Here is a 14,011-nt window from a genome sequence, read left to right on the forward strand (position 1 = left end):
CGATCTCGAAGGTATCTCGACATCAAGATATATCACCCGCTCCGTCGGAGCAGCGCCCGGTGGACGGCCGGCCGCCGGGACGCGGCGCTAGTCTGGGGAGGGTGCGACAGGACGACGGCCTGCTGCGGTTGACCTGGCTGGGTCACTCCACCGTGGTGATCGACCTGGCCGGCGTTCGCCTGGTCACCGACCCCCTGCTCCGCCGCCACAACAACATCTTGCGCAGGCGAGGCCCCCAGCCCCGCCCTGAGCAGTGGTCCGGAGCGGACGCCGTCCTGCTCTCGCACCTGCACCTGGACCACGCCGAGGTCGGGTCCCTGCGCAAGCTCGCCGGCGCCCCCGTGCTCACCAGCAGCCGCAACGCCGGCTGGGCGACCAGGCAGGGGCTGCGCGGCGTGGCTGCGGAGGACTGGATCGACGTGGGGCCGGTCCAGGTGCGCCTGGTGCCCGCGGTGCACCACGGCAGACCGATGCCGCACCGCCCCAACGACGCCAACGGCCACCTCGTGCGCTCGGACCTCACCACGCTGTGGTTCGCGGGCGACACCGCCCTGTACGACGAGATGGCGACGCTGCCCGGGCTGGCGGGGGTCGACCGGCTGGACGTCGCGATCGTCCCGATCGGTGGGTGGGGTCCCCGGCTCTCGGCCAACCACATGGGCCCGACCGAGGCGGCGCAGGCGTGCGCGATGACGGGTGCCCGCCATGCGCTGCCGGTGCACTGGGGCACCCTTCATCCGCCGCTGGCCACGTCGTGGGGCGACTGGTTCGAGCGGCCGCTCGACGCTTTCGTCTCAGCCGTTGCCGACGTCGCGCCCCAGTGCCGGGTGCTCGGCCTCTCGCAGGGGGAGACCTGGTCGACGGCGACCCGCCGCGGCGGCTGAGTCCTGGCGCTGGCCCGAGCTGCGCAGGAAACGCAGGAGCACCTGGTGCAGCTCGTCGGCCCCCTCCACGTGCTCGGGCATCGTCTGTGCCAGGTCCCGCGGCACCAGCAGGAGGCCACTGTCCTGCCATCCACCCAGGCCGCCGTGCGCCCCCACCAGCCCCTCGAAGGCCGCGATCTCCAGGGTGTCCTTGTCCACAGAGCTGTTGACGTACAGGTCGGGCGCGTCGGGGAGGAGCACCGCGCGGGCAAGCACCCGAGAGGCATGAGGAGCGAAGTCGCGCAGTGGATCGCTGCCGGTCACGGCGCCGGTCGTCAGGTTGCACCGACCGTCCCGACCGTAGGCCCAGGGCACCCCGTCGTCGTCGATCCCGGCGACGAAGCCGACTCCCGGGTGCTCGCACAACCCTGGCCGCAGACGCGGCCAGCGCCGCGTCAGCTCGTCCAGGCTCAGCCGGGTGTCGCCCGGCACGTAGAGCAGCCCGAGGTTGCCGGAGCCGAGGACCACGACGTCGTCCGGTGACCTGCCGCCCTCCTCGCGGCGGAGCTGGTGGTCGAGGCGACGCTGGGCCGGTGCGGCCACGCGTCCGGACAGCCCCTCCTGGCCCATGTCCTGGACCAACGACCCGGCCCTGCCCCAGCTCTCGACGGACTCCTCGTAGGCCGCGACGCTCTCGATCATGAGCTGGGAGCAGACCGAGGACAGCGGGGCCCCGTACCGGTCCGCGAACGGCTGTCCCTGCGACTGGCCGTGGTCGGAGAGGACGACGATGCGGTAGCGCCGCGCAGTGTGCTCGGCCAGCTGGGCGAGCTGGGCGAGCACCCGGTCCAGACCCTCCAGCGCTGCCAGCGACTCGTGCCGGAAGATCCCGGCGTGGTGGGCGATCTCGTCGTAGTCGACGTAGTCGGCGTAGATGACCTTCGTGCCCCGCAGCATCTCCTCGGCGACCAGGGCGGTGTTGAGGTCGCGCAACAGGGCGTTGGTCACCGCGCGCAGCACCGCGAAGGTCCAGGTCCGCTGCACCCGGGGCTCCAGCTGCTGACGCACCTGGGTGCGCGCCTGCCAGCGTTCCTTGACGACCTCGCCGACGGTGCGGGTGAGGCTGCGCGCGAACCCGGTGGGGGTGAGCATGAACCAGGCCAGGGCCCGCTTGGTCTGGGCCGAGCCCGGGGCGTCAGTGGCTCGGCTCATGGTCAGCAACGCGTTCGGCGCGTCGCCGGAGAACAGGTTCGAGATGGAGACGCCGTCCTCGCAGAGCAGTCCGCGGCCGTTGCTCGCCCGGGCCTCGATGATCCGGGAGTCCGGGGGGTGGTTGGCCACCAGGACCCGGCCCAGCTGCCTGTCGTACCACCTGAAACCAGGGATGCCCGCCACGGTGCCGTGCAGGATCCCGAGCTGGCTGGCGGGTGTGGTGCACGGCAGCTGGGGGGTCCACTCGCGCAGCTGATAGGCACCCGAGGTGACCCAGCGACGGATGGTGGGCACGCCACCGGCCTGCACCGCCCAGCGCAGCACCGGGAACGGCACGCCGTCCAGCTGGACGATGACCACGCCGTCGACGTCCCCGTCCTCCAGCTCACGGGGACGGCTCCGGCGAGCCAGCGAGGCGATGAACGAGGCGTCCGTGCCGGCCGTCGCCAGGTAGGCCACCAGGGTTCCTGCTGCGGCGCTGATCCAGCTCGCCAGGAACGCGGCAGCGAAGGTCGCGGTGATCCCCGGGACCAGCACCATCGCCAGGTGCATCACCAGTCCCTGGGCAACGAACGCCAGGGGCAGCACGGTGAGCCACCCGACCCGCACGGTCAGCTCCACCAGGACCGGCCGCACCACGAGACCGACGAGACCGCTGACCGCGGCCACCGCGGCCAGGCTCCACACCGAGGACGCGGAGAAGTCGGGCAGCAGCTCGTCGGCCACGGCCAGGGTCAGTGTGGAGACGAGCCACCCGGACAGCAGGCGCCCGGCGTCGGTGAGCTGGAGTCGTGCGTGGGTCGGTGACCGGGCTTCTCCTGCCATGCCGCCTCCGAGTCTCGTCCTCGGCAGCGTACGGGCGCAGGTGAGTCCCGAACAGGGTCGCGAGCCCGATAGGATCCCCCGCGTGCTGACCATCGACCGGGCCATCCGTGACGCCATCGTCGCGCACGCCAAGCGGGACCATCCCGACGAGGCCTGCGGCATCGTGGCCGGCCCCGAGGGCAGCGACACCCCGGTGCGGCTGGTCGAGATGGTCAACGCCGCGGGGAGCCCCACGTTCTACGAGTTCGACTCCACCGAGCTGCTCGCGCTCTACAAGCAGATGTGGGACGCCGACGAGGAGCCGGTGATCGTCTACCACTCCCACACCGCCACCGAGGCCTACCCCAGCCGGACCGACATCGGGCTGGCCAGCGAGCCCGGTGCCCACTATGTGCTCGTCAGCACGGCGGAGCACGGGAATAACGACGGCCCTGTGGAGTTCAGGTCTTACAGGATCGTGGACGGCACCGTCACCGAGGAAGAGGTGCGCGTCCTCGACGCCACCAACACCGACCCCAACCCAGCAACGCCGAGGAGCAACGACTGATGGCCATCGAGGTCCGGATCCCCACCATCCTGCGCACCTACACCGATGGAGCGAAGGCGGTCACCGGCGAGGGCGAGACGCTGTCGGCGCTCATCGAGAACCTCGAGGCCAGCCACCCCGGCATCGCCGACCGGCTGCTCGACAACGGTGAGCTGCGTCGCTTCGTCAACGTCTACATCAACGACGAGGACGTCCGCTTCATCGGTGGGCTCGAGGCCAAGCTGAGCGACGGCGACCAGGTCGTCGTGCTGCCCGCAGTCGCCGGCGGCTGACCGGCGTGTCCGACCGTCGCACGTTCGTCCTCGTCGACGGGGAGAACATCGACGCGACGCTCGGCAACTCCCTGCTCGGACGCCGCCCCCTCCCCGAGGAGCGCCCCCGCTGGGAGCGGGTGACCGACTACGCCGAGCAGCTCTGGGACCAGCCGGTCACCGGGCTCTTCTTCCTCAACGCCAGTGGCGGGGGACTTCCGCAGACGTTCATCCAGGCGCTGCTGGCGATGCGCTACCGTCCCATCCCGCTCTCCGGGGGACCGGACGAGAAGGTCGTCGACATCGGCATCCAGCGCACGCTGGACGCGCTGCTCGGCCGGGACGACGACGTGCTGCTGGTCAGCCACGACGCGGACTTCGCCGACCACCTGGCACCGCTGATCGACGGCGACCGGCGCGTCGGCGTGGTCGCCCTGCGCGAGTACGCCAGCAACCGCTTCGACGAGCTCGACCTGTCCTTCCACGACCTCGAGGACGACGTCGCCGCGTTCAACGTCCCGCTGCCCCGCGTGCGCGTCATCCAGCTCGCCGACTTCGACCCGAACCTCTTCCTGCGCTGAGCGACGACGCCTGACGAAAGGCCTTCTCTCCACATGCGTTACGACAACCTGCTGTCCTCGGTCGGCAACACCCCGCTGGTCGGGCTTCCGCGGCTCTCGCCCAGCCCGTCGGTGCGGCTGTGGGCCAAGATGGAGGACCGCAACCCGACCGGCTCCATCAAGGACCGTCCGGCGCTGAAGATGATCGAGGTGGCCGAGCGCGACGGCACCCTGCGTCCCGGCTGCACCATCCTGGAGCCCACCAGCGGCAACACCGGCATCTCGCTGGCCATGGCGGCCAAGCTCAAGGGCTACCGCATCGTGTGCGTGATGCCGGAGAACACCTCCGTCGAGCGGCGTCAGCTGCTGCAGATGTGGGGGGCCGAGATCGTCTCCTCGCCCGCGGCCGGCGGGTCCAACGAGGCGGTCCGGGTCGCCAAGGGCCTGGCGGCGGAGCACCCCGACTGGGTGATGCTCTACCAGTACGGCAACCCCGCCAACGCCTTGGCGCACGAGGAGGGGACCGGCCCCGAGCTGCTCGCGGACCTGCCCGAGATCACCCACTTCGTGGCGGGCCTGGGCACCACCGGCACCTTGATGGGAGTCTCGCGGTTCTTCCGCGCCGCCAAGCCCGAGGTCAAGATCGTGGCTGCCGAGCCGCGCTACGGCGAGCTCGTCTACGGGCTGCGCAACCTCGACGAGGGCTTCGTCCCCGAGCTCTACGACGCCTCGCTGATCGACTCCCGGTTCAGCGTGGGACCCCGTGACGCGGTACGCCGGGTCCGGGACCTGCTGGAGCTCGAGGGCATCTTCGCCGGGGTCTCCACCGGGGCGATCCTGCATGCCGCCCTGGGTCAGGCCGCCAAGGCGGTCAAGGCCGGGGAGTCGGCCGACATCGCCTTCGTGGTGTGCGACGGCGGCTGGAAGTACCTGTCCACCGGGGCCTACGAGGGCACCGTGGGCGACGCCGAGGACCGGCTCGAGGGCCAGCTCTGGGCCTGATCGCCCTGCGGGCGCCGGCTGGTGCGTCTAGGGTCGGAACCCATGAGGTCCCGCGTCCTGATGCTGCCGGTTGCCGCTGTGCTCTCCCTGCTGGTCGCGATGGTCGTCGCAGGCTCGGGGATGCCCGCCTCGGGCGCCGCGACACCAGGTGCGGTGCCCACCCTGGTGCCCACGGAGGTGCCGACCCCGGTGCCCACCCAGACGGTCACCCCCACCCCGGTGCCGCCCACCGAGCTGGTCAACGTCCGTGCGCCCCGGGTGCGGGGTGAGGCGCGGTGGACCCGCACCCTGCGCGCCTTCCCCGGTGACTGGAACCCGCGGCGTGACCGGACCCGCTTCCAGTGGCTGCGCGAGGGGGAGCCGGTCCGCGGGGCACGGGCCCGGCGCTACCGGATCCGTCCCGAGGACATCGGCTCACGGCTGAGCGTCCGGGTCCGCGTCAAGGCGCCCGGGCTGGCCTGGACCGAGGCCGTCTCGGCCCCCACCGACCGGGTGCGCCACCGCGTCGGCGTACGTCGGGTGGTCACCTACGACGTCCAGACCCGCGGACGGGTGGTCGCGGACCTCAGGGCCTTCCGGGGCCTGGCCCAGGCGACGTACGACGACCCGCGCGGGTGGCGCAACGGCGGGGTGGCGTTCCGCCGGGTGGCCCACGGCGGCCAGTTCACCCTGGTGCTCGCCGAGGCAGCTCAGGTGGCCGCCTTCTCGCCGGTGTGCAGCAGCACCTGGAGCTGCCGGGTGGGGCGCTACGTGGTGATCAACCAGGACCGCTGGCAGCACGCGTCGCCGGCGTGGAACACAGCCGGGCTGAGCCTGCGCGACTACCGGCACCTGGTGGTCAACCACGAGACCGGCCACTGGCTGGGCCGCGGCCACCGGGGTTGTCCGGGGCGGGGCCAGCGGGCGCCGGTGATGATGCAGCAGTCCAAGGGGACCCAGGGGTGCACCTTCAACCCGTGGCCTACCCCGCAGGAGCTCTGAGGGGTCGCCCGCTAGGGCGCGACCACCGGAGTGACCTCGAGGTCCTGGTCCACGTTGTGCTCGCTGCCCGGGACCGACCGCAGGCCCAGCAGGTCCAACGACAGGTTGGCCAGCATGCCGTTGCGCACCGGCTGGCGCGCCTCTGCGTAGGAGGGCTGGCCGCGGCCCGGGTCGGCGTACGTCGGGTTGAGCTCATAGAGGTCGGACCCGGCGGGCACGCCTGGTCCGCGGACCAGGAACGGGATCCGGTAGTTGGCCACGCTGGTGGCCACGCTGTGGCGGGTGCCCTTGCCCCCGTGGTCGGCGGTGACCAGCAGCGCCAGTCCCTGGCTCAGCGCCGGCGAGCGGTCCACGGCACGCAGCACCCGACCCACCAGCGCGTCCGCCCGCCGTACGGCGGCGAGGTAGCGCTTGCCCATGAACCCGTGCTCGTGTCCCACGACGTCGGGCAGGGAGAGGTGCAGCATCCGGAAGGACCGCTCCTGGTCGAGGTCGGCGACCAGCGCCTTGACCAGGACGGCGTTGCGCTCCTCGATGACGGTGTCCTTCAGCGCCAGCGGCCAGGAGCGCTTCCAGAGGCGGAACTTGGTCTTGCTGGCGAACAGGGCCGGCCGTCCCCCGGCACGGTTCACCACGGTGAACACCGAGTCCACCGGACGGCCCGAGGCCGCCTGCACCGTGGCCGGCCGCTTGCGGTCGTCGTTCCAGACGACGCCGTGGCCGCCGGCCCGGGCCGTGATCCGGCGGCCCGTGACCATGCCGGTGTGGTTGGGCAGGGTGACCGTGAGCTCGACCTCGGTGCGCGCGTTCAGCGTGGACGCGCCCTCGTCCATGACGCGGTGCAGGCTCGGGGTCCTCGCGGCGCCGAGCCGGGTGAGCGCGTTGGGGTTCAACCCGTCGATCGAGATCGCCAGGACTGTGGTGGCCTCGGAGTCGGACTCGACGGTGCGCGCGGCCGTGCCCGGGTCGGGGAGGTGCGACCTGGTCGGGGTCGCGCCCGCGGTGCTGCCGAGGCCGGCGGTCAGGAGCAGCGCGGCGCCCAGGGCGGTCAGGCGGGCGGTGCGCGGGCGGCGATCGGCGGCGGAGCGGGAGAGGGTGAGGAGGGTCACTCGAGCAGGGTAGACGGATCCCGGTCGCGCTGTGACGGGGACGACTGTGATGTGGGTCCCGAGTGGGTGATTCGGCGACGGGGACGCCCTAGCCTTGCTCCTTGTGCCTACCGAACCCTCCGTCGATGCGCCCATCGGCATCTTCGACTCCGGCTTCGGAGGACTGACCGTCGCGCGGTCGGTGATCGACCAGCTGCCGCACGAGTCGATCATCTACGTCGGTGACACCGCCCGGCAGCCCTACGGTCCCAAGCCGATCGGCGAGGTACGCGAGTACGCCCTGGAGTGCTTGGACCACCTGGTCTCGCTCGGGGTCAAGGCGCTGGTCATCGCCTGCAACTCCGCCTCCGCCGCGATGCTGCGCGACGCCCGCGAGCGCTACGACGTACCCGTGGTCGAGGTGATCTACCCGGCCACGCGGCGGGCGGTCGCGGCCAGCCGCACCGGACGGATCGGGGTCATCTGCACCCAGGCCACCGCCGACTCCATGGCCTACGACGACGCGTTCGCCGCCGCGCCGCACGTCTCGCTCTTCACCCAGTCCTGTCCGCGGTTCGTGGACTTCGTGGAGTCCGGGGTCACCGGCGGCGACGAGCTGCTGCGGGTCGCGCACGGCTACCTCGACCCGCTGGTCTCCGAGGGCGTGGACACCCTGATCCTGGGCTGCACCCACTACCCGCTGCTCACCGGAGTGATCTCCTACCTGATGGGCGGGCAGGTCACCCTGGTCAGCTCGGCGGAGGAGTGCGCCAAGGACGTCTACAAGATGCTGGTCACCCACGGCCTGATGCGCGACGGTGGCGAGGCTGCGTACACCTTCCTCACCACGGGTACTGCCAGTGAGTTCGAGACCATCGGACGGCGGTTCCTCGGCCCGGAGCTGCGCGCGGCACAACAGTTCGTCGGAGGGATGGCATGAGGCTCACAGTCGTCGGGTGCTCGGGGTCCTATCCGGGGCCGTACTCCCCGGCCAGCTGCTACCTGGTGGAGGCCGAGCACGACGGCCGCACCTGGCGGATCCTGCTCGACCTGGGCAACGGGTCGCTGGGCGTGCTGCACCGCTACGCCGACCCGCTCACCATCGACGCGGTGATGCTGACCCACCTGCACGCCGACCACTGCATGGACCTGTGCGGCTACCACGTGATGCGCAAGTACCACCCGCTGGGCGCCCAGCCCCGGATCCCGGTGTGGGGTCCCAGCGGCACCGCGGAGCGGATGGCTCGCGCCTACGACCTGCCGCTGGTCCCGGGGATGTCGGACGAGTTCGACTTCCGCACCTGGGGTGAGTCGATGCGCTTCGGGCCCTTCGAGGTGGAGGCGATCGCGGTCAAGCACCCGGTGGAGGCCTTCGCCCTGCGGGTCAGCGCCGACGGTGCGGTGCTGGCCTACAGCGGCGACACCGGCGTCTGCGAGGGCCTGGACCGGGTGGCCTCCGGGGCCGACCTGTTCCTGGGGGAGGCCTCCTTCCAGGAGGGGGCCGACAACCCGCCCGACCTGCACCTGACCGGCCGGGAGTGCGGTGAGGTGGCGGCCCGGGCCGGGGTACGCCGGCTGGTGCTGACCCACGTGCCGCCGTGGCACGACCCGCAGGTCGCGCTCAACGAGGCCAAGCAGACCTACGGCGGTCCGTCCCAGCTGGCTCTGGCCGGCGACGTCTACGAGATCACCGCCGACTGAGCCTCGCCGGTGGGTCGCGGCCGGACGACGGCACGCCATCCTGGGACAGGGTGACGGACGCCACGCGCTGATACGGCAGGATGTGGCGCATGATCTCTGTCCAAGGCCTCTCCAAGTCGTACGGCGACTTCACCGCCGTCGACGACGTGTCCTTCACCTGTGAGCCCGGTCGGGTCACGGGCTTCCTCGGTCCCAACGGTGCCGGCAAGACCACCACGATGCGGATGATGGTCGGGCTGACCAACCCGTCGAAGGGCAGGACCTCGATCGGAGGCATGCGCTACGCCGACATCCCCAACCCCGGGCGCCACGTCGGCGTCCTCCTGGACGCCTCGGCGCAGCACGCCGGGCGCACGGGGCGCGAGGTGCTCACCGTGGCGGCCCGCACCATGGGGCTGCCGCAGTCCCGCGTCGAGGAGATGCTGGCGCTGGTGAGCCTGTCGGAGTCGGAGTCCAAGCGCCGGGTGCGCAACTACTCCCTGGGCATGCGCCAGCGCCTCGGCATCGCCAGCGCGCTGCTGGGCGACCCGTCGGTGCTGATCCTGGACGAGCCGGCCAACGGCCTGGACCCGGCGGGCATCCACTGGATGCGCGGCCTGCTGCGCGGCTATGCCGAACGCGGCGGCACAGTGCTGCTCTCCAGCCACCTGCTCAACGAGGTGGAGCTGATCGCCGACGAGATGATCCTGATCGGGCACGGCAAGATCGTGGCCCAGGGCGACAAGCGGACGCTGCTCGCCTCGGCCGGGGGCGGGGGCACCTTCGTGACCGGGCTGGACAACCAGCACCTCGGCGCCGCCCTGCAGGGCGCGGGGATCTCCCACGTCCCCGCCGGCGAAGGCTTCCGCGTCGACGTGGAGCCGGTTGCCGTGGGCCGGCTGGCAGCAGACCAGCAGATCGTCCTGACCGACCTCCGCGCGGCCGACGGAGGACTGGAGAAGCTCTTCCTGGAGCTCACCTCCGACACCCAGCGCGAGCAGTTCTCGGAAGGAACCAAGGCATGAGCGCCACCACCGCCTCCCACACCCTCGACGTCTCGGGCACGTCCCGGACTCCGTTCACCAGGCTCGTCTCGGTGGAGCTGCGCAAGATGGCCGACACCAAGGCCGGCATCTGGCTGCTGGCCGCGATCGCGCTGATCACGGTCGCGATCGTCGTCATCGTCTTCCTCAACACCGACGCCTCCGACCGGACCTTCTTCAACTTCATGGGAGCCACCGCGACCCCGCAGGGCTTCCTGCTGCCGGTGCTGGGGATCCTGCTCGTCACCAGCGAGTGGAACCAGCGCACCACGCTGACCACGTTCACCCTGGAGCCCTCCCGGGTGCGGGTCGTCGCGGCCAAGACGGTGGCCGCGACGATCTTCGGCCTCGGAGCCATCGTGGTCGCCTGCCTGATCGCGCTGGCCGCCGCCCTGCTCGGTGGCGCCGAGGACCCGTTCCGCGATATCGGCGCCGACGACTTCGGCAAGTTCGCGATCCTGCAGCTGATCGCGGTGCTCCAGGGCGTGGCCTTCGGACTGCTGTTCCTCAACTCCGCGGCGGCGATCGTCGCCTACTTCGTGCTGCCGATCGCGTTCAGCGTGATCTCGCAGTTCTGGCAGGCCCTCAACGACATCGCCGCCTGGGTGGACCTCAGCACCGCGCAGATACCGCTGTTCAACGACGGTGGCATGTCCGGTGAGGAGTGGGCCCAGCTCGGCTCGGTCACCATGCTGTGGATCGTGCTGCCGTTCGCGGTGGGCCTGTGGCGGGTGCTGCGCTCGGAGATGAAGTAGCCCAGGGCCGCTGTTGTCGGCCAGGCCCCCTAGGGTCGTGGGCATGACTTCGAACAACACCCCCACCGGCAGTGCGGCTGACCAGACCGCTGGCCGGGCCGACGGCCGCGCCGACGATGAGCTCCGCCAGATCACCTTCACCCGCAACTGGCTGGACCACCCGGCCGGGTCGGTCCTGGTGGAGTTCGGCCGCACCCGCGTGCTCTGTGCGGCGTCGGCGTCGGTGGGGGTGCCGCGCTGGCGCAAGGGCTCCGGCCTGGGCTGGGTCACCGCTGAGTACGCGATGCTCCCCGCCGCCACCAACACCCGCTCGGACCGCGAGTCGGTCAAGGGGCGCATCGGCGGCCGCACCCACGAGATCTCCCGGCTCATCGGCCGCTCGCTGCGGGCGGTCATCGACTACCAGGCGCTCGGGGAGAACACGATCCAGCTCGACTGCGACGTGCTCCAGGCCGACGGCGGCACCCGCACCGCCGCGATCACCGGGGCGTACGTCGCGCTGGCCGACGCGGTGGCCCACCTGCGCTCCACCGGTGCGCTGGCCGGCGAGCCGCTGACCGGCTCGGTGGCCGCGGTCAGCGTGGGCATTATCGACGGCGTCCCGCGGCTCGACCTCCCCTACGAGGAGGACGTCCGCGCCGAGACCGACATGAACATCGTGATGACCGGCGAGGGCAAGTTCGTCGAGGTGCAGGGCACCGCCGAGGGGGCGGCGTTCGACCGCGCCGAGCTCGACGCGCTGCTGGGCCTGGGGGAGAAGGGGTGCGCCGACCTCACCCGCATGCAGCGCGAGGCGCTGGCCCTGCCGCTGCCCGGGGGGCGCAGTGCCTGAGGTCTTCCTGGCCACCCGCAACGCCAAGAAGCTGCAGGAGATGCAGCGGATCCTGCGCGAGCACGTGCCGGACATCGTGGTGATCGGTCTCGACGACGTCCCGGCGTACGACGAGCCGGTGGAGGACGAGCCGACGTTCGAGGGCAACGCCCTGCTCAAGGCGCTCACCGCGGTCGCGGTCACCGGTCGGCCCTCGATCGCCGACGACAGCGGGCTGTGCGTGGACGCGCTCAACGGGATGCCCGGGGTGCTCTCCGCGCGCTGGTCCGGGCCGCCCAAGAGCGACGAGCGCAACAACGAGCTGCTGCTCGCCCAGCTCGAGGACGTGCCCGACGAGCGGCGGGGCGCCCACTTCGAGTGCGCGGTGGCGTTCTGCCTGCCCGGTGGCCCCGAGCACGTGGTGCACGGCCGGATGGACGGTCGGATCATCCGCGAGGTCCGGGGAGCGGGCGGCTTCGGCTATGACGTGCTCTTCGTCGCCGACGAGCACGCGGACGCCGGTCTCACCAGCGCCGAGCTCGACCCGGCCGAGAAGGACCGCATCTCCCACCGGGGCAAGGCGCTGCGGGCGCTGGCGCCCCTGGTGGCCAAGACTCTCGGGTGACTCTCGGCTGACTCTCGGCTGACCCCCGACTGCCTCGGCCCCTCAGGCGGGTGTCGGCACCGGCTCCTCGGCGTGGATCCGGCGGGAGATCCAGGCGCCCCAGATGGCGGCGAACACGAACATGATGATCGAGTAGACCGCTGCCGGCACCGAGGCCTCGGTGGAGTCGAGCACCTCCACGGCCATGAAGATCGCCAGCGTGGAGTTGTGGACCCCGATCTCCATGGACGAGGAGATGGACTGGGCGCCGTTGACGCCCAGGGCGCGCGGCACGGCGTACCCGACGGCGAGACTGATCGCGCAGAAGAGTGCGGCGGCCAGTCCGATGTCAGCCACGTAGCCGGTGACCTCGGAGCGCTGGTCGACCAGGATGCCGATCACCAGGACGGCCAGGATGACCGCGGAGCCGATGCGGACCGGGCGGTCCATGGAGGCGGCGAACTCGGGGCTGCGGGCGTGCACCAGCATGCCCAGGGTTACGGGGAGCAGGATCAGGGCGAAGACCTTCACGATCTCCACCAGCGGCATCTGCACGTCGTCCTGGCGGTCGTAGTAGGCGATCGCGGCCCCGGTGATCAGCGGCAGGGTGACGATCGCGACGACCGTGTTGATGGCGGTGAGTGAGATGTTCAGCGCCACGTCGCCGCGGAACAGGTGGCTGAAGAGCGCGGCCGTGGTGCCGCCGGGGGAGGCGGCCAGCAGCAGCATCCCGATCCCGAGCAGGGCGGGCAGGTCCAGCAGCACCACCAGGCCGAAGCAGATCAGCGGCAGCAGCACCAGCTGGCACGCCAGGGCGATGGTGACCACCCGGGGGTTGCGCACCACCCTGCGGAAGTCGTCGGGCGTCAGGGCGAGGCCCAGGCCGAACATGATGATGCCGAGGGCGATCGGCAGGCCGATGGTGGTGAGCGCAGAATCCATGACCGGAACGTAGTGGCATGGCTCACACCAGCGGTAGGGGTGGCATCGCCTCGGTAGTGGCTCAGTGGAGCTTCACGACGCTTTCCGCGCCACGAACGGGACCCAGCCCGACGTGCTCCAGTCCCACGTGCCCTCGGGATTGCACCAGCTGACAGAGACCTGGACCCTGCCCACGACCGGCCGCCCCGGCCGGAGCTTCATGACGAGCTGGGTGAGGAACGTGAACCCGGACCCGAGGTAGTCCGTCCACTTCGCCTCGACTCTTCCCTTCTTGACCTTCACGGGCTTCCACTGGTCAGTCTCGACCTTGATCTTGCGCTTGCTCCCTTGGTCGTCGCAGGTGAGCCGGACCACCGCGTGGAAGTCCTCGACCTTGCCACCCCGCGTGACCTGGAACTCGACCGGCTGGGCCTTCACGGGCCGGCCGTTGACGAGGATGTTCCCGCGGTACATCCCAGGCGCGGCCGACGGGCCCGAGGCCCGCTCGGGCGCGGCCGTGGCAGCAGACGGTGTGGCCGTGGCAACAGACGGTGTGAACGCCGACAGACAGAGCGCCAGAGCCGTGAGCGCGGCGCCGATCCGGTTCCTCATGCTGATCCCCCCCATACGCACGGGAGCCATCCCCCGTGATGACGTGCTGCCACGCTAAGCGCACAGTCCTGCCACCGCCAGCCGTTCTCAGCGAGTGGCATGCACCGACCGGTGCCGAAGGCGGGACTCGAACCCGCACGCCCTAGAGCACAGGTACCTAAAACCTGCGTGTCTGCCAGTTCCACCACTTCGGCTGTGCCGCTGAGTCTAGGGATGGCCCTCGCGCCGTCCCGTGCCCAGGTGGGCACGGGACGCC

16 protein-coding genes and 1 tRNA gene are annotated in these 14,011 nt (G+C 71.2%); 12 read left to right on the forward strand and 5 right to left on the reverse strand.

Annotated elements, in window-relative coordinates; all coding sequences use genetic code 11:
- Positions 1-101 precede the first annotated feature (101 nt).
- Positions 102-884, forward strand: coding sequence for an MBL fold metallo-hydrolase (locus C5H89_RS14360; protein WP_205305039.1), 783 nt, complete (start codon positions 102-104; stop codon positions 882-884).
- Here the strand turns inward: C5H89_RS14360 and C5H89_RS14365 are convergent.
- On the reverse strand, positions 795-2,900 hold the full coding sequence (locus C5H89_RS14365) for a phage holin family protein (RefSeq protein WP_162799384.1): 2,106 nt from the start codon (positions 2,898-2,900) through the stop codon (positions 795-797). The two genes, C5H89_RS14360 and C5H89_RS14365, sit on opposite strands and share 90 nt — an antisense overlap.
- A gap of 82 nt (positions 2,901-2,982) precedes the next feature.
- Here C5H89_RS14365 and C5H89_RS14370 point away from each other — a divergent pair, with 82 nt between their 5' ends.
- Genes C5H89_RS14370 through C5H89_RS18720 form a run of 5 tightly spaced genes read left to right on the forward strand, consistent with a single transcriptional unit; the run spans position 2,983 to position 6,241 of the window.
- On the forward strand, positions 2,983-3,447 hold the full coding sequence (locus C5H89_RS14370; protein WP_104107712.1) for a M67 family metallopeptidase: 465 nt from the start codon (positions 2,983-2,985) through the stop codon (positions 3,445-3,447).
- Complete coding sequence (locus C5H89_RS14375) at positions 3,447-3,719, forward strand: MoaD/ThiS family protein (protein ID WP_101523867.1); 273 nt, start codon at positions 3,447-3,449, stop codon at positions 3,717-3,719. Before C5H89_RS14370 ends, C5H89_RS14375 begins: the two co-directional genes overlap by 1 nt.
- A gap of 5 nt (positions 3,720-3,724) precedes the next feature.
- Positions 3,725-4,279 carry an NYN domain-containing protein gene (locus tag C5H89_RS14380; RefSeq protein WP_104107666.1) on the forward strand — a complete coding sequence of 185 codons (555 nt, stop codon included), beginning with the start codon at positions 3,725-3,727 and terminating at the stop codon, positions 4,277-4,279.
- Between the two features lie 33 nt (positions 4,280-4,312).
- Positions 4,313-5,260, forward strand: a complete 948-nt coding sequence (locus C5H89_RS14385) for a pyridoxal-phosphate dependent enzyme (protein ID WP_104107667.1) — start codon at positions 4,313-4,315, stop codon at positions 5,258-5,260.
- A gap of 42 nt (positions 5,261-5,302) precedes the next feature.
- Entirely contained in the window at positions 5,303-6,241 is a 939-nt protein-coding gene (locus tag C5H89_RS18720; protein ID WP_162799385.1) for a DUF3152 domain-containing protein, read from the forward strand.
- Between the two features lie 11 nt (positions 6,242-6,252).
- Here C5H89_RS18720 and C5H89_RS14400 read toward each other — a convergent pair whose 3' ends face one another.
- Positions 6,253-7,350: an alkaline phosphatase family protein gene (locus C5H89_RS14400; protein ID WP_162799386.1), complete on the reverse strand. Its 1,098-nt coding sequence runs from the start codon at positions 7,348-7,350 to the stop codon at positions 6,253-6,255.
- A gap of 103 nt (positions 7,351-7,453) precedes the next feature.
- Here C5H89_RS14400 and murI point away from each other — a divergent pair, with 103 nt between their 5' ends.
- The 6 genes from murI to rdgB all read left to right on the forward strand — a co-directional run bounded on the left by murI (position 7,454) and on the right by rdgB (position 12,243).
- Complete coding sequence (gene murI / locus C5H89_RS14405; protein ID WP_240181882.1) at positions 7,454-8,269, forward strand: glutamate racemase; 816 nt, start codon at positions 7,454-7,456, stop codon at positions 8,267-8,269.
- Entirely contained in the window at positions 8,266-9,030 is a 765-nt protein-coding gene (locus C5H89_RS14410; protein ID WP_104107672.1) for an MBL fold metallo-hydrolase, read from the forward strand. Before murI ends, C5H89_RS14410 begins: the two co-directional genes overlap by 4 nt.
- Positions 9,031-9,119: 89 nt before the next feature.
- Positions 9,120-10,034, forward strand: a complete 915-nt coding sequence (locus C5H89_RS14415) for an ATP-binding cassette domain-containing protein (protein ID WP_205305041.1) — start codon at positions 9,120-9,122, stop codon at positions 10,032-10,034.
- Positions 10,031-10,807: an ABC transporter permease gene (locus C5H89_RS14420; protein WP_104107674.1), complete on the forward strand. Its 777-nt coding sequence runs from the start codon at positions 10,031-10,033 to the stop codon at positions 10,805-10,807. Before C5H89_RS14415 ends, C5H89_RS14420 begins: the two co-directional genes overlap by 4 nt.
- Before the next feature lie 43 nt (positions 10,808-10,850).
- A complete protein-coding gene (gene rph, locus C5H89_RS14425; protein ID WP_104107675.1) occupies positions 10,851-11,639 on the forward strand; it encodes a ribonuclease PH in 789 nt (262 codons plus the stop codon).
- Positions 11,632-12,243: an RdgB/HAM1 family non-canonical purine NTP pyrophosphatase gene (gene rdgB, locus C5H89_RS14430; RefSeq protein ID WP_104107676.1), complete on the forward strand. Its 612-nt coding sequence runs from the start codon at positions 11,632-11,634 to the stop codon at positions 12,241-12,243. Before rph ends, rdgB begins: the two co-directional genes overlap by 8 nt.
- Before the next feature lie 42 nt (positions 12,244-12,285).
- Here the strand turns inward: rdgB and C5H89_RS14435 are convergent, their stop codons facing one another.
- From C5H89_RS14435 to C5H89_RS14445, 3 genes are all read right to left on the reverse strand, one after another.
- Positions 12,286-13,164, reverse strand: coding sequence for a bile acid:sodium symporter family protein (locus tag C5H89_RS14435; RefSeq protein WP_104107677.1), 879 nt, complete (start codon positions 13,162-13,164; stop codon positions 12,286-12,288).
- Between the two features lie 72 nt (positions 13,165-13,236).
- The gene (locus C5H89_RS14440) at positions 13,237-13,755 is read right to left on the reverse strand and encodes a hypothetical protein (RefSeq protein WP_162799387.1); all 519 of its coding nucleotides are present in this window, start codon (positions 13,753-13,755) and stop codon (positions 13,237-13,239) included.
- Positions 13,756-13,867: 112 nt separating this feature from the next.
- Positions 13,868-13,949: transfer RNA gene (locus C5H89_RS14445), tRNA-Leu, on the reverse strand.
- Between the last annotated feature and the right edge of the window lie 62 nt (positions 13,950-14,011).

Source organism: Nocardioides sp. 616 (genome assembly GCF_002930065.1).
GTDB lineage: Bacteria > Actinomycetota > Actinomycetes > Propionibacteriales > Nocardioidaceae > Nocardioides > Nocardioides houyundeii.

Excerpts from the sequence above, each read along its gene's own strand:
- C5H89_RS14410 (WP_104107672.1), top strand. The coding sequence starts at position 8,266 with ATGAGGCTCACAGTCGTCGGGTGCTCGGGGTCCTATCCGGGGCCGTAC.
- C5H89_RS14435 (WP_104107677.1), bottom strand. The coding sequence starts at position 13,164 with ATGGATTCTGCGCTCACCACCATCGGCCTGCCGATCGCCCTCGGCATC.
- C5H89_RS14420 (WP_104107674.1), top strand. The coding sequence starts at position 10,031 with ATGAGCGCCACCACCGCCTCCCACACCCTCGACGTCTCGGGCACGTCC.
- C5H89_RS18720 (WP_162799385.1), top strand. The coding sequence starts at position 5,303 with ATGAGGTCCCGCGTCCTGATGCTGCCGGTTGCCGCTGTGCTCTCCCTG.
- C5H89_RS14415 (WP_205305041.1), top strand. The coding sequence starts at position 9,120 with ATGATCTCTGTCCAAGGCCTCTCCAAGTCGTACGGCGACTTCACCGCC.
- rph (WP_104107675.1), top strand. The coding sequence starts at position 10,851 with ATGACTTCGAACAACACCCCCACCGGCAGTGCGGCTGACCAGACCGCT.
- C5H89_RS14440 (WP_162799387.1), bottom strand. The coding sequence starts at position 13,755 with ATGAGGAACCGGATCGGCGCCGCGCTCACGGCTCTGGCGCTCTGTCTG.
- C5H89_RS14365 (WP_162799384.1), bottom strand. The coding sequence starts at position 2,900 with ATGGCAGGAGAAGCCCGGTCACCGACCCACGCACGACTCCAGCTCACC.
- C5H89_RS14375 (WP_101523867.1), top strand. The coding sequence starts at position 3,447 with ATGGCCATCGAGGTCCGGATCCCCACCATCCTGCGCACCTACACCGAT.
- C5H89_RS14385 (WP_104107667.1), top strand. The coding sequence starts at position 4,313 with ATGCGTTACGACAACCTGCTGTCCTCGGTCGGCAACACCCCGCTGGTC.